Genomic DNA, 13,193 nt, shown 5'->3' with positions numbered 1-13,193 from the left:
TTAAGATTTTGCCTCCACAAACAATCTTTTTCTAATGCGGCTGAGACTTTCGGGCGCTATGCCGAGGTATTGGGCGATATAACGTTGCGGCACGCGCAGAAAAATGTCCGGACGGGCTTCGGCCAGCATCAGAAAACGTTTTTGTGGAGTGTAAGCGAGCAGGGATTTGGTACGTTCCATACTTTCAGCGGCAATGCGTTCCACCAATATGCGGAAGAACAAAGCAACAGAGGGCACTTCCCGTAAAAGCATGCCCATATCCTTGCAGGTCAGGGAAAGTACCGCAGTTTCGGTCAGCGCTTTGATGTGGGACGTGGCTGCATTTTGTTTGGAGAAGCTGTCCAGGTCTGTGATAAATTCATTTTCAAATGCGAAGTTGCACGACTTTTCAACGCCGGATTCGTCGAGGTAAAACTGGTGCAATGCACCATTCAGCACAAAAAACACCTCAGATGCCTGTTCTCCGGCATTGAGCAGGATAGCGCCGCGTTTGAAGGTGCGCTTTTTGAAGAAGGAAGAAATATATTCCGCCTCGGCATCGTCGAGCTGCACATCTTTCCGCAATATCGAGATCAGTTCCGGCGCCATATTCTACTCTCTTTAAAATGTTGAGTTGTTTTAAAGATTCAATATACATCAAAAGCCCTTACTGTTGTTCCAGCGCCAAAAACCCCGCCCTAAAACCCGACGGCGACTCACCCGTTTTGGACTGGAACAGCCTGCTGAAATACGCCGGATCCTGATATCCCAAGTCATAAGCGATTTCTTTGGCAGTGAGCGAAGTATGCACCAATAAGCGCTTTGCTTCTAGAATAATGCGGTTTTTGATCACCTCGTTGGGTTGTGGTAACCGTAGCCGGTTGAATTTGTGGGTGATCGTTTTTGGCGCCATGCACAAGAAATCGGCGTAATCGGCGACGGTGTGTTTGGATTTATAATGTTCTTCTACGAGCCTGGTAAACTTGCGGAAAAATTCGAGATCGCTTTGCTGCTCGGTGACGTCGTGCGTCAGATGCTGCCTTTTCCAGGAGCGCGTGGCGCGGATGAGGAGTTGTTTGAGATACGTGCGGACCATTTCTTCCAGCGAGCTGTCGTTGAGATTAAATTCCTGGATCATCTCTTGAAATAACCCTCCCAGAAGCGCAATTTCTGCATTCGAAAGCTCTACTTTGGGCATATTCCGGATGTTATTAAACAGCAACCCATCGCACGCAACCTCCTGATCGTGAATCTGAATGCAGTAAAAATCGCGGTTGTAAAAAATGAAATATCCGCTGTCTTCGCCTGCTTGTTCCAATTCGAGATATTGATTGGGACTGATAAAAAACAAAGTCGGCTGCTGCGTTTCATAACATGCAAAATCCACTCTAAGCTTGTAGCCGGCAGGCAGATACAGGATTTTGATATATTCCTTATAAGCAGGCCCGTTGATTAGTTCCGTTTGCTCCTGACTTACCTGAAGCAATCCCAGCGTCTTTAAATTATTGTTGAAAACAGTTGAACTCATGGCTATATACGCTTGTGAATTTCGGGATTATTTTTTGTTTCAAAATAGAGAAAAAACCTGTGAAGCAAATCATCGCTTCACAGGTGGAATCGTTTATTTAGTTTCTTGCGAATTTTTCAAGCTCGGTGTTGAATTTATCCATTTCTTCAATGAAAAACCCGTGGCCGCCTTTTTCAAACTTAATGATGTGCGAACCTTTGATGGCTTTTTCAAGCTGCTCAGCACCTTTGAAATCACACAGTTTATCGTTCACACCGTGGAATATCGCCACCGGGATTGTAATTTTCGACAACACCGGGCGCAGGTCCAGATCTCCCAATGCGCTGATTGCCTGAGTGGTAGCGTAAGGTGAAGCATTCAGGTTAATGTTTTCCAACCATCTCATCGTCTCTTCGGAAAGTCCGCCTTCTTGTCCCTGAAATGCTTTTCCGAAACCAGAAATCAATTGTTCGCGGTTGGTTTTGGTCTGCTTGATGAGGTCTTTTGCACCCTGTTCAGTGATTCCAAGCGGATAACCTTCGCGCTGTTTCCACGACGGACCGGTGGCGCCGAATACGGCCAGCTTGCTGATATGCGCGCTATTATATTTGGTCACATAGTGCAGCACCACCGCGCTTCCCATCGAAAATCCGCCGAGTGTTGCATTTTCAATTTTCAGTTTTTCCAAAACCACTTTAATGTCGTCGGAGAAAGTATCGAAGTCATATTTTCCATAAGGCCGGTCCGATTTTCCGAAACCGCGGAGTGAAATGCCGATCACCCTGAACCCTTTTTCAACCAGATATTGGTATTGATATTCATACATCTCATTGTTTAGCGGCCATCCGTGAATGAGGACAACAGGCTGGCCTTCGCCCAGGTCGATCACGTGGAGTTTTACATTTTTTTCTACTTCAATGTATTCTTCTCTTCCGAATGCGGCCGGCTTGCGGGATTGTGCAAATGTCACTTGGCTTAGGATCAATGTGAATGCGAGGGCGATGGTGAAGGCAACAGTTTTCATGTGAGCAGTACGTTTGATGTTTGAGTTAATTTGCTAACCGTTAGCAGATTGTCGTTTTCGTTTCGACATTACAAAGGTTGCCTCTTTAACCCGGCAGAAGAATGGATAAAATGCCAAGCAACTTGTACATTTTTCCCGCGACTCAAAATTATGGCTTGTAAAACGTCGCCAACTGCCCTAACCGCTGCCTTGCCAGCTCATTTTTCATCGGCTCAAACCGCGCTACTTCCGAGTTGTCCTTGGTAACCACGATATAAAACGGCTGCTTCAACTTATTGGTCATGTGGTAAATTGACAAAAGCTCTGCAATGTCCTCAAACCAGGCCGCAGTTGCATATAAAGAAGGGAAAGGCGTTTTCGAAAGCTTTGCATAAACATCAGGCGCCAGGCTGATGGAAACCGGCTTCCCACTTCGAAATCTCGTTTCTAACAATGAATCAATGTATGGCTCGGCGGGCTTGTTCATCAACCGCCAAATGTCTTTGGTAAAAGGCGTCGGTTCCACGACTGCACTGGCATTGTCGGGATGCGGCGTGATGTTCGTCACCGCATCCACAACATGCGTAGCTTCGTGCAAAAGCACATAAATGATAGCATCCATGTTGCCGCCTTCGACGTGAAGGCTATAACTGGAATCCGCAGCGGGAATGAAGCAGGATTTCTCTTTCCAGGTCGCCCACTGCGAAATGTTTTCGTTCAGCAAACTCGCGCGAAATGTAATGTTGAACATTTTCTTTCCGCCAACCGAATCGACTGGTGAGGTCAATGCCGTGTTCGGCATATGGTCCATGAAGCTGATGCTGAGCAAATGTCCTTTCAAAATGTGCTGGTGCAGCGGCGGCAGGAGTTTGAATGCTTTTGTTACCTTTTCTTTCTCAGCCGGGGTGAGTTCGTGTTTGACCGGCTGCATTCCGGCTTCGCGGAACATTTTGAAGACGCTTTCAGGGGCGGGTTTGATGCGCCGAGAAAGCGCGTTAGTATTTAAATGAGTCTTATTTTGCGCCTGGGAGCAGGTTGTAATAAACAGGACAAGTACGGCAGCAATTCCAGTTTTAAGTCGCGGCAGGATCATCGTTTAAAAGGTCAATTACAGATAGTAAAAAGATTAAAAGCTGCTAAAAAGCTTATATATAATTTATTTATATATTTGAGTCAAACATTCACACGGAAATGAAACTACACATTGCTCCGCTTATTTTGATCATAACAGTACTCGAATCTTACGCCTCTGCCCAGCCAGCGCCGCTGAAAGGAACCTGGCTCAGCCCCTTACAGGAGCTGATCGAAATCCACCACCTGGGTCGGGATTCGAGTAATGTTTTGGCTAACAAATTGTTGCAGGAGGATTATTTCCATTTGTTCATTTTCGGCGATACACTGAGTTATCAGCATATTTATACAAGCTCTGAAACTGATTTTAAAATAGAATATACGGATCGCTATGATTTGAAAATTGTCAGCAGTAATGATTCAACATTAATTGTAGAGCCTGTTTCCAAATTGTCAAAAAGCTATTTTCAAAACCGCGCGCTTTTGAAACTCAGCAGAAAAGAGCATTTGATTGACACGACAATTGTTTTTGAAAAGCTGACTTATCACGCTACGCCTGCCTGGTTTAGTCCAACAGTTACCGTGAAATTGGATAACCGCAAGAATTTAGCGCTGGATATTACAAATGATTATCCTCCTGGAAATGGTGAATTGCCGACCGGGAATTATACCGCAGTTCTCGACGACAGTACTTACCGACAGTTTATTGAGATTCTGCAAAAAAGCAGTATCAGAAGCCTGAAATTTGGCACACAGATGGTAAAGGATTCACCGGAAATTACGCTCGATATTTACTTTAACGGCCAGCGCAAATATTTGAAAGCCACAGATGTGCCGAAATTGGCTTCTGATCTTCTTTCATTTATAAGTCGCCGTTTGCAGGCCTATCCCGGCCTCAGGTCAATAGACACCACTGATCTCCCATTGAAGCATTGAAACTTAGCTCGTGGCTATTAGCCGCTATTGATTCCTATTCAAAACACTAACAATCAACTTCTTCACAGTCTCCATTTCCTCTGGCTTGCTGGCGGCGGCGAAAAGTGTCAGGCTTGCGAGTGCTTCGTTGCTGATAATTGGGTTTTCGTTCGCTTTCAATAAGCCATTTACTTCCAGAAAAAGTAGAAAACACGCCGCGGCAATTCGTTTATTCCCGTCGACAAATGAATGGTTTTTGATAACCAAATAAAGCAGGGTAGCCGCTTTTTCCTCGATTGACGGATAAAAATCTATTTCCCCAAACCCTTTACTGATCTGCGCAACTGAGCTTCGGAAACTATCATCTTTTTCCTTTCCAAACACGAAAGAGTCGAAATCGCGCCGCATGGCTTCAATAATATTTTGATAAGATGATAAATCGGGGCATGTCGCTGCTCGCTGGCTGATTCCTTTCTGATCCAATGCTTCATGATCGTAATCATCAAGCAGTTCCAGTCCTTTGGCAAAATGTGCTAGCCAGGGGGTGTCTGCTTCACTAGCCTTGTATTCAATCGCACGGCTCAGAATCCGGATCCCGTCTTTCAGCGTTTGCACTTGCTGGTTTTTCTGAGCAAGTCGCTGCTCGTTAATGGAATAGCCCTGGACAAGATATTCTTTCAGCCGCTGAGTCGCCCAAATGCGGAATTGGGTCGCTTTACCGGAATTGACACGGTAGCCAATTGACAAAATCATATCCAGATTATAGACTTCAAGTTCCCTGGAAACATGCCGTTTACCTTCCACTGCAACTATTTCCATTTTGGAAACAGTTGCTTCTCGCGCCAGTTCGTCACTATTAAATATGTTTCGGATATGCTTGCTAATTGCAGGGACTTCGGTTCCAAACAATGTGGCAATCTGTTTCTGGCTTAGCCAGGCAGTTCCATCTTTTACTGAAACTTCCATCTGAACTCCACCATCGGCACTTTCATATATCTCAATCTGCTTCTCCATCTTTTTAAATCATTTTATTTAGCCCGAATATAGAAGTAAGCCGGGCAAATAATTTGGTGGATTATCCTTCGGTAAAAGAGATGGACGACTTTCTGCGCGTATGGAGCAAGCTTGCACTTTGAAGCTGTAAACAATTATTTAAAAGGTCGCTGTTGTCTCTTTGCAGGCGTTGTATTCCAGCAAATGAATGCATCTGAAATCATTAGCCTGTAATTTTCAGCGAACTGATCAGCTCGCCATCAAACTCTATATGATAATGCATCACCCCCGGTCTGCCGGGAAAATCGCCGCTTGCTTCTACGATCAGCGAACCTTTTGAATCTGTTTGTGTGAAATCAATGATTTTCGATTGCATTTTATATTTCTCTACTGCCTCCTCAATCCACTGTTTGATTTCACCTTTGCCTGTGTGGGTCGCTCCTTCGTCGTGAACAATGGCGTTCTCTGTGAAATAATTGGCAAATGTGGTGCTGTCTGATTCGTTTTGTGCTTTAATTAAGCCTTCTATATTTTCAGGAAGTTTCATGATTCTTGATGGTTTATGCTGATTAAAAAATGGTTTTTACTGATTGAAGCTTTTGACTGAATGTTGACTACACCGTCCGAACTGTGCCTCCGTCGATGATGTATTCAGTGCCCGTGAGGTAACTTGCTCTTGGCGAAACCAGGAAGCCGACCAACTCGGCAACTTCTTCCGGCCGGGCTGCTCTGCCGAATGGAATGCCGCCCAATCCGTCCATGACGCTTTTTTCAGCTTCTTCCATCGTGCCGCCTGTGCTTTCGGCAATGCGTTCCATCATCCGGACCGATGACGTGGTCATGATCCAGCCCGGCGAAACGGTAAGTACGCGGACGCCTTTCGGGGTAACTTCATTCGATAAGCTCTTGCTGTAATTGACCAAAGCCGCTTTCGCTGCTGCATAAGGCAATGTGGATTCGTACAATGGCAGCCTCGCCTGAATCGACGCAATGTGAATGATCACCCCGCCGCGCTGTCCGATCATCCCGGGCAGAAAGCCGCGGTCGAGTCGCACTGGTGTCAGCAAATTGGTTTGAAGTGTCTCTTCCCATTGCTCGTCGGTCAGTACTGCAAAGCCGCCGCCGGGCGTTTCCGACGCGCCCAAATTGTTGATCAGAATATCCAGTCGACCAAATTGCGTGTAAATTTCATCCACTACTTTTTGCGTTCCCTCGGGTTTGCTCAGATCGGCTGCTATAAAATGAACGCCATTAATTTCGTCATCGGGCTTGTTTCTTGCGGTAATGATCACTGTTGCACCTGCTTTTACGAGGCGGTCTGCGATGGCTTTTCCGGCGCCTTTTGTTCCGCCTGTTACCAATGCAATCTTGTCTTTCAGTTCGTTTTCAAAATTAAATTCCATGTCCTTTTTGTTTTTGTGTAGGACAAATTTCAGCACAATGCTTCCCGCTGACAAGTACGGATTTACGATTCAGATAGGGATAAATTTATCCCTATTGAACTACTGGGGGCATATATTTACCTTTGTAACATGTACGAAAGAAAGACAATGCCCAACCTGAATTGCGGGCTCGACCTGATCGGAGAAGTGCTGTATGGTAAATGGAAAATTCGGCTTTTGTGGTTTATCCACCAGGGCTTTCAACGCCCCAGCGAGCTGCAACGGAAAATTCCGGATGCCTCTCGCCGGGTGTTGAATGTGCAGTTGAAAGAGCTCGAAAATCACGAGCTGGTCGGCAAAATCATTTATCCCGTCGTACCGCCCAAGGTGGAATATTATCTCACCGATTTTGGGAAATCACTCATTCCGGTCATCGGCGCTATCGGACAGTGGGGCGACGAGAATGATCAGCGCTTGCGCACGCTTATCGAAAAGAACATACTGTCTTCGTGACCACATTTTCCTGACACGCTTTTTCAAGCATTTGCTCCATTTCCAGAAGCAACCCGGGAATCGGCGTGTCGCTGGTGTTGGTGAGGCAGAGCTGGTCATTGGTTGTCAATGCACCGATCGTCTGTTCCATTCCTTTGCCCGAGCGCACCATCGGCCCGTACAATGCTTCCAGTTTCAAAGGCCCGAAATCCGTTTTGTATCTTACCCTAACGAGGTTAGTAACCATAATGTGATGGTTAAATGCCTGTTTCAACGCATCCAGCATTTGCTGCATATCATTGTGACCAAACACGATTTCGCGGAAAAACGACAGATAGCCCGTTGTATATTCTATGGAACTCGTCCCGCCAAGCCCGGCCTTCGCCAATCTGGCCAGATCCCAGAAAGACAAATGCCGCTGCTGCTCGAAAAACACGGATTGCGTGGTAATGTTCAGGCCGAAATTATCATCCAGATCCAGCGCTCCCCGCGTACAAACGGGCGAAACCAACTCCATGCGTGTATCGTCCCATTCCGGGCGCAACTTCCTGGAAACCATTAGCACGGCAGCACAAATGGCGCCATGAACGCTTGTATTTTCCTGTCTCGCGCGTTCCAGAATGTCTAGTGTTAAGCTTTCAGAAAAACGGTGTGAGGAAACCAGCGGATGAACCACATCCGTCTTCATTTTTAATTCCAAAACGTGCTCTGCGATCTGCTCAGGCAGATCTTCCGGCATATCGAGCGTCTCGTCATTGGACACTTGCGGCTCCATGGGGGCCAGCTCGTTGCCGGTAACAGCCAGCAAAATGTCCCGAGTCAGATAGCTTAATGATGTGCCGTCGGCGACGGTGTGGTTTGCGGCCAGGATCAGGACGGTGCGATCGGTCTTTTGAACCAAAACAACGCGCAAAAGTGGGCCTTCCTGCGTGTTGAACCTTGTCGAAAGCTCTTTTTCAACCTCCTGTTCCCAGCGGTAATGCTGCTCGGCGTGCACCACGCGAAGCGGAATGTGCAGGTTATCAACGTGCTGCAAGGTTGGTCTCCCCAATTCATCCAGCGCAACGCGCACCGAAAGGTTCGGGTGCCGATGCTGCGCCAGGTCAATGGCTTTTCTCCATTGGTCAACAGGTTGTGTTCCTGAGATGTCGGCGGCCAGACAAAAGTCCTTGGAATCGATCTGATCCAGCAGCCAAAACGTTTTTTCGAATGCACCTAATGTGCGGTTCTGTTGTCTTTGCATTTGCATTTAGTTAAAATGACAGGAGCGGCATTAAACCGCTTCCCTTGAACTGAATGCAAAATTGGAAGACTGAACTGCGGGAGAGAATGGACAAAAGTTGATGAGTCAGGTACATTTCTCCCAAATCGGACACCTTATTCTTGGCAAGCTTTTATAAGCTTTATGAAGAACCAAGCTGCCCCATTAACAAAACTTCATGAAGATTGCCGCGTTGAGTGCTTTTGAAAGCCGGAATTACAGATTATTTTTTGCAGGACAAACCATTTCACTTTTAGGAACGTGGATGCAGAAAACGGCTGTCAGCTGGGTGATTTACTCGCTGACGCATTCCAAGTTTATGCTCGGTGTTAGCATTTTTGCAACCCTGTTCCCGTCGGCAATGCTTACTTCGCTGGGCGGCGTGGTTTCAGACCGTTACAACCGGTATCGCGTATTACTGATTACTCAGGTACTATCTATGGTTCAGGCGCTTACACTAACGCTCGTGGTGTTTTTCAAGCATTATGCCGTTTGGGAAATCATTGCGCTGAGTGTGGTACTGGGACTGATTAATGCATTTGATGTGCCCGCGCGGCAGTCCCTGGTGTACGAGCTGGTGGACGATAAAAAGAACCTTCCCAATGCGCTGGCGTTGAATTCTTCTATGGTCAATCTTTCCAAATTACTCGGACCTGCTATTGCGGGGGTAGCCATCGAGCGGTTTGGTGAAGTGGTTTGTTTCGCAGCCAATACATTCAGTTTTGTAGCTGTGATCGGTTCGCTGCTGTTGCTCAGGTTACCTAAGTTTACGCCAACAAAACATACTAAAAACATCCTCAGCGAGCTGGGCGAAGGTTTGACATACATCCGGCAGACACCCGAAATCCGCTACATTATCATTATGCTGGCGATGGTAAGTCTGCTGGTACTTCCTTTCACCAGCCTGATGCCCATTTACGCAAAAGACATTTTCCGGGGCACCGCCTCCACATTCGGTCTGCTCGACAGTGCCATTGGTTTCGGCGCATTATGCGGGGCGTTTTTCCTGGCGACTTTGCCGCCCGGAACCAACCTTAGCCGGATACTCGCGATCAACACATTCGTTTTCGGTACGGGACTGATCCTCTTTTCTTACACCAGTCTGTACGCGCTCGCGCTTGTGTTCATTGCGATTGGCGCATTCGGGATGATGTCGCAAACCACGATCAGTAATACGCTGATTCAAACCCTGGTGGCCCCAGCCATGCGCGGCCGGGTGATCAGCATTTTTGTGATGGCCTACTCGGGTGGTGTCCCCATCGGCAGCCTGATTGTCAGCTATCTTTCTCAGCACATCGGCGTGCAGGCCACCGTGCTCGGACAGGGAATTTTGGCATTGCTCATTGGCATCATGCATGTAAGATATCTGAAAAAGAATAAGCCAAAACAGCGCGTAGTACCTACAAATAGCTTAAATGCGGAAATTCCGCAGGTTTGAACCTGGATATTGTAAAACCTGAAACTTCGTACCTTTCAGCCCGATTTCAACTTTAATTTGACATTTTACTCCCAATATGTTTCTTTTCAAAGCAGCCCCTGTTCTTCTGTTTTCTTTACTTTTTTCAGTCACATTCGCTCAGCCAGCTTCCAAAGGTATATCAGCAAAAGAAGCTGCTGCTGAGGCGGAAAAGGTGATTTTGGATTACAAAACAAAATACCAGTCAACCGCCAAGGCAGATTGGGACAGTGGTAAAATTCAGATTGGTACCGATAGCCTGTTGTTTACGGTAAAAGTTTTTGGTGAAAAGCCGGCGGATGGTCGTGCTATGTTCATTTCCCTGCATGGCGGCGGCAATGGGCCTGCTTCTATGAATGATCAGCAGTATAAAAATCAGCAAAGACTCTATAAACCGGCCGAGGGCGTCTATTTTGTGCCGCGCGCACCATCGAATACCTGGAATATGTGGCACCAGGAGCCGGTAGATGGTCTGCTCGAAAAAGCTATTCTGGATGCTGTAATAATGGAAGGTGTTAATCCGAATAAGGTATATATCATGGGCTATTCGGCTGGTGGTGACGGGGTATATCAGCTCGCGCCACGTATGGCAGACCATTGGGCCGCAGCAGCGATGATGGCTGGGCACCCGGGCGACGCGGCGATTCTGAACCTGCGGAACGTTCCATTCTTCCTGGCCGTGGGCGAAAAAGATGCTGCTTACAACAGAAATGCATTATTAACCGAATGGTCCAACCGCCTCGACTCACTCCAATCGACCGACAAAGCCGGCTTCGTGCATGATGCGCATTTAATGGCCGGGATGCCACATTGGATGAAGCAGCAGGATACGATCAGCGTGGCGTGGATGGCGAAATTCAAGCGCAATCCTTATCCGCAGAAGATAAACTGGGTTCAGGATGATGCAGTACGGAAACATTTTTACTGGCTCTCTGTTCCGCAGAGCTCTGCCGTGAAAGGCCATACCATTTTTGCATCTTACCAAGGCCAGGAAATTGACATTCAGCGCAATGATACCGATACCTTATACATTCACCTGAATGACAACATGATGAATCTGGACAAACAGATCACGATTAAGCAAAACGGAAAAGTGATTTTTAAAGGAAAAGTAATCCGCAGAAAAGAACTGATGCAACAGTCTTATGCGGATCGAAAAGATGCGGATTATGTGTTCAGCAGCCGCGTAATGGTCGTGAAAGATCAGGCCCGCGCATATTGATGCGCCACGCATCCGTTTTGAAATTGAATGGTATTCACCAATTTTAAAACAAGCTTGTCGCCGAGCAAATCAGTATCGAGCAGCCGCCGGCCCTTTCCCGCTATGACGGGGTGAACAACGATATTGAATTCATCAATCAACCCCGCCGCAATCAAATCCGGAAGCAGACTTACACTATCTACTGAAATCTTCTGTCCGGGAAGTTCTCTTAGTTTCAAAAGCTCTTCCACGGGGTTCGAGCGGATGATGCGCGTGTTATAATCGGCGGATTCTAATGTTTTTGAAATCACCACTTTTTCAATGGCTGTGATTTTTTCACCAAACCGTATTTCGTCCGCAGAACCGGTTTGATTTTTCGCCACATCAGACCAATAGGGAAACATCAGCTCATACATGACCCGCCCGAAAAACAATAGATCCACATCGTCCATCAGGTGTGTGAAATAATCATGTAACTCCGCGCTCGGAATGCCCAGCGTATGATCGCAATATCCGTCGATGGTGACATTCATGCTGAATGATAGCGTTCTCATGGTTTGTTGGTTTTGGTGTAGGTCAAAAGTAGGGGTTGACTATGTAAACCAGGGAGGTGATCCGGGACAAAAGTCAGGGCTTATCAGGCCAAATTCTTAGTGGTTTTGACAGCCGAATAATAGTGGTTCTCACCTTCATCCTCAAACTCTTCTATCACCGTAAGTCCCACTGCTGTCAGCAACTCCTTATACTTTTCCGAGCCAAGCGAAACAGATTCTTGCAATGTAATCACATCCTCCCAGCGCGCCTTCTGGGCTGGCGCGGTGAACAAAAGTTTTCCGCCCATTTGCAGCGCGTCCGCCATTTTCCGGATTGCTACTTCCTGAATTTCCTCTGGCAATAAAAACAGCAATCCCCATGCAAGGATCGCATCGAACTGCCGGCTGAAAAATGAAGAATCTTCCAACGCTTCGCAAGCAATGGGAACGTGCGGAAAGTTTTGTTTGAAAGCCTGCACCAAAGAAGGCGACGCATCCAGCGCATAGACATTCAAACCTTCGTCCACCAATACATTGGTGATGGGCAACCCCGGCCCGCATCCAACATCCAATACTGTGGCATCAGCAGGCAAAGTTTTGGCCCAGTGACGGACAGATGAGGTACCTGTAGTATTGTCGGCCCGGGCGCGGTTGTTGATGAAGGTGGCAGCGTTTTCTTCGTAGCCGTTTGCTTTGTGCATATGGTTATTGTATTCAAGATTCGAACTTCGATAGATACTGATTACCAGCTTCATTTTTTCTGTGAGCTTCCGGAAAGCCACGGTTTAAGCAACTTCGTCACCTGTGGCATCACCACCCACGTCAGCAAGCCCACCATACACGCGGCAATGATCAAAGTCCTGAGCACCGGGTGAAGTCCCTGGATGTATTGACCAATGGTGTAAAACAGCAACAGACTGGTAGGAAACACGCCGCAAAGCGTAGCTACCGCCATTTTCCACCTTGGCGGGGGAACCGGTGAACGAAACCAGGCTTCCAGTCCGGTAAGCTCGCGGTACACCGGCTCTTCCGTCAGTGTCGATGCATAAGCTTCCCAATCTCTGAATAGCTGCGAATTGTAAAAAGCATCCCGCTCGGCTTCATCCGCAAAAGTGCGCAGAATCCCAACTTCCCGGCTTTCGCTGCCCGGAAGCGCCGTCATCATGGATGCGCCATGCACACCGCCATGCAAAAACGAATCACCCAGGAACCGTCGGAGTGCATCTTTGAATTCCTGTTCTTTTCCGGGAAGAACTTTACGGGTAATGGCGACGTGAATGGGCATAGGTGGCGTTTTGTTTTGATTAATACGTAAAAATAAACACAAAGAAATGAATCAGATCGTGAGAGTACAATGGCGCACAGCAATGTCCATTATCGAACAGCCTATGTTCCTTGCC

At 47.2% G+C, this 13,193-nt stretch carries 15 protein-coding genes; 4 read left to right on the top strand and 11 right to left on the bottom strand.

The window, feature by feature from the left end; translation table 11 throughout:
• From ASG33_RS02130 to ASG33_RS02115, 4 genes are all read right to left on the bottom strand, one after another.
• Complete coding sequence (locus ASG33_RS02130; RefSeq protein ID WP_056279787.1) at positions 1-588, bottom strand: Crp/Fnr family transcriptional regulator; 588 nt, start codon at positions 586-588, stop codon at positions 1-3.
• Positions 589-646: 58 nt separating this feature from the next.
• The gene (locus ASG33_RS02125; RefSeq protein ID WP_056279784.1) at positions 647-1,507 is read right to left on the bottom strand and encodes a helix-turn-helix domain-containing protein; all 861 of its coding nucleotides are present in this window, start codon (positions 1,505-1,507) and stop codon (positions 647-649) included.
• A 97-nt stretch (positions 1,508-1,604) separates the two neighbouring features.
• Positions 1,605-2,510 carry an alpha/beta fold hydrolase gene (locus ASG33_RS02120; RefSeq protein ID WP_056279783.1) on the bottom strand — a complete coding sequence of 302 codons (906 nt, stop codon included), beginning with the start codon at positions 2,508-2,510 and terminating at the stop codon, positions 1,605-1,607.
• A 148-nt stretch (positions 2,511-2,658) separates the two neighbouring features.
• Positions 2,659-3,438 carry a hypothetical protein gene (locus ASG33_RS02115; RefSeq protein WP_056283157.1) on the bottom strand — a complete coding sequence of 260 codons (780 nt, stop codon included), beginning with the start codon at positions 3,436-3,438 and terminating at the stop codon, positions 2,659-2,661.
• A gap of 242 nt (positions 3,439-3,680) precedes the next feature.
• Between ASG33_RS02115 and ASG33_RS02110 the strand changes: the two genes are divergently transcribed.
• Complete coding sequence (locus ASG33_RS02110; RefSeq protein WP_056279781.1) at positions 3,681-4,496, top strand: hypothetical protein; 816 nt, start codon at positions 3,681-3,683, stop codon at positions 4,494-4,496.
• Positions 4,497-4,520: 24 nt separating this feature from the next.
• Here the strand turns inward: ASG33_RS02110 and rhuM are convergent, their stop codons facing one another.
• From rhuM to ASG33_RS02095, 3 genes are all read right to left on the bottom strand, one after another.
• Positions 4,521-5,489: a RhuM family protein gene (gene rhuM, locus ASG33_RS02105; protein ID WP_056279779.1), complete on the bottom strand. Its 969-nt coding sequence runs from the start codon at positions 5,487-5,489 to the stop codon at positions 4,521-4,523.
• A gap of 202 nt (positions 5,490-5,691) precedes the next feature.
• A complete protein-coding gene (locus ASG33_RS02100) occupies positions 5,692-6,015 on the bottom strand; it encodes a nuclear transport factor 2 family protein (RefSeq protein WP_056279778.1) in 324 nt (107 codons plus the stop codon).
• Positions 6,016-6,082: 67 nt separating this feature from the next.
• On the bottom strand, positions 6,083-6,871 hold the full coding sequence (locus ASG33_RS02095) for an SDR family oxidoreductase (RefSeq protein WP_056283154.1): 789 nt from the start codon (positions 6,869-6,871) through the stop codon (positions 6,083-6,085).
• A 129-nt stretch (positions 6,872-7,000) separates the two neighbouring features.
• On the opposite strand from ASG33_RS02095, the gene ASG33_RS02090 reads away from it, so the two are divergent.
• Positions 7,001-7,363, top strand: a complete 363-nt coding sequence (locus ASG33_RS02090) for a helix-turn-helix domain-containing protein (RefSeq protein WP_056279776.1) — start codon at positions 7,001-7,003, stop codon at positions 7,361-7,363.
• Here the strand turns inward: ASG33_RS02090 and ASG33_RS02085 are convergent.
• The gene (locus tag ASG33_RS02085) at positions 7,335-8,585 is read right to left on the bottom strand and encodes a condensation domain-containing protein (RefSeq protein ID WP_056283152.1); all 1,251 of its coding nucleotides are present in this window, start codon (positions 8,583-8,585) and stop codon (positions 7,335-7,337) included. The genes ASG33_RS02090 and ASG33_RS02085 overlap by 29 nt on opposite strands.
• A gap of 196 nt (positions 8,586-8,781) precedes the next feature.
• Here ASG33_RS02085 and ASG33_RS02080 point away from each other — a divergent pair, with 196 nt between their 5' ends.
• Together ASG33_RS02080 and ASG33_RS02075 are read left to right on the top strand one after the other, a co-directional pair.
• Positions 8,782-10,041 (top strand): MFS transporter, encoded by a 1,260-nt coding sequence (locus ASG33_RS02080; protein WP_056279775.1) that lies wholly within the window; start codon positions 8,782-8,784, stop codon positions 10,039-10,041.
• Positions 10,042-10,117: 76 nt separating this feature from the next.
• Positions 10,118-11,281: a hypothetical protein gene (locus tag ASG33_RS02075; RefSeq protein ID WP_056279773.1), complete on the top strand. Its 1,164-nt coding sequence runs from the start codon at positions 10,118-10,120 to the stop codon at positions 11,279-11,281.
• On the opposite strand, the gene ASG33_RS02070 is transcribed toward ASG33_RS02075, so the two are convergent.
• The 3 genes from ASG33_RS02070 to ASG33_RS02060 form a co-directional block, all read right to left on the bottom strand.
• Positions 11,263-11,814 (bottom strand): dihydrofolate reductase family protein, encoded by a 552-nt coding sequence (locus ASG33_RS02070; RefSeq protein ID WP_056279771.1) that lies wholly within the window; start codon positions 11,812-11,814, stop codon positions 11,263-11,265. The genes ASG33_RS02075 and ASG33_RS02070 overlap by 19 nt on opposite strands.
• 83 nt (positions 11,815-11,897) lie before the next feature.
• Positions 11,898-12,494: a bifunctional 2-polyprenyl-6-hydroxyphenol methylase/3-demethylubiquinol 3-O-methyltransferase UbiG gene (locus ASG33_RS02065; protein ID WP_056283149.1), complete on the bottom strand. Its 597-nt coding sequence runs from the start codon at positions 12,492-12,494 to the stop codon at positions 11,898-11,900.
• Positions 12,495-12,544: 50 nt separating this feature from the next.
• Positions 12,545-13,078, bottom strand: a complete 534-nt coding sequence (locus ASG33_RS02060) for an antibiotic biosynthesis monooxygenase (protein WP_056279768.1) — start codon at positions 13,076-13,078, stop codon at positions 12,545-12,547.
• Positions 13,079-13,193: the final 115 nt, after the last annotated feature.

The sequence above is a fragment of the Dyadobacter sp. Leaf189 genome (assembly GCF_001424405.1).
Lineage (GTDB): Bacteria > Bacteroidota > Bacteroidia > Cytophagales > Spirosomataceae > Dyadobacter.
The sequence above is the reverse complement of the archived record's forward strand: the minus strand, read 5'-3'. Positions and strand labels throughout refer to the sequence as shown.

Excerpts from the sequence above, each read along its gene's own strand:
- ASG33_RS02065 (WP_056283149.1), bottom strand. The coding sequence starts at position 12,494 with ATGCACAAAGCAAACGGCTACGAAGAAAACGCTGCCACCTTCATCAAC.
- ASG33_RS02100 (WP_056279778.1), bottom strand. The coding sequence starts at position 6,015 with ATGAAACTTCCTGAAAATATAGAAGGCTTAATTAAAGCACAAAACGAA.
- ASG33_RS02110 (WP_056279781.1), top strand. The coding sequence starts at position 3,681 with ATGAAACTACACATTGCTCCGCTTATTTTGATCATAACAGTACTCGAA.
- rhuM (WP_056279779.1), bottom strand. The coding sequence starts at position 5,489 with ATGGAGAAGCAGATTGAGATATATGAAAGTGCCGATGGTGGAGTTCAG.
- ASG33_RS02125 (WP_056279784.1), bottom strand. The coding sequence starts at position 1,507 with ATGAGTTCAACTGTTTTCAACAATAATTTAAAGACGCTGGGATTGCTT.
- ASG33_RS02120 (WP_056279783.1), bottom strand. The coding sequence starts at position 2,510 with ATGAAAACTGTTGCCTTCACCATCGCCCTCGCATTCACATTGATCCTA.
- ASG33_RS02080 (WP_056279775.1), top strand. The coding sequence starts at position 8,782 with ATGAAGATTGCCGCGTTGAGTGCTTTTGAAAGCCGGAATTACAGATTA.
- ASG33_RS02095 (WP_056283154.1), bottom strand. The coding sequence starts at position 6,871 with ATGGAATTTAATTTTGAAAACGAACTGAAAGACAAGATTGCATTGGTA.
- ASG33_RS02085 (WP_056283152.1), bottom strand. The coding sequence starts at position 8,585 with ATGCAAAGACAACAGAACCGCACATTAGGTGCATTCGAAAAAACGTTT.
- ASG33_RS02060 (WP_056279768.1), bottom strand. The coding sequence starts at position 13,078 with ATGCCCATTCACGTCGCCATTACCCGTAAAGTTCTTCCCGGAAAAGAA.
- ASG33_RS02090 (WP_056279776.1), top strand. The coding sequence starts at position 7,001 with ATGTACGAAAGAAAGACAATGCCCAACCTGAATTGCGGGCTCGACCTG.
- ASG33_RS02075 (WP_056279773.1), top strand. The coding sequence starts at position 10,118 with ATGTTTCTTTTCAAAGCAGCCCCTGTTCTTCTGTTTTCTTTACTTTTT.
- ASG33_RS02130 (WP_056279787.1), bottom strand. The coding sequence starts at position 588 with ATGGCGCCGGAACTGATCTCGATATTGCGGAAAGATGTGCAGCTCGAC.
- ASG33_RS02115 (WP_056283157.1), bottom strand. The coding sequence starts at position 3,438 with ATGTTCCGCGAAGCCGGAATGCAGCCGGTCAAACACGAACTCACCCCG.
- ASG33_RS02070 (WP_056279771.1), bottom strand. The coding sequence starts at position 11,814 with ATGAGAACGCTATCATTCAGCATGAATGTCACCATCGACGGATATTGC.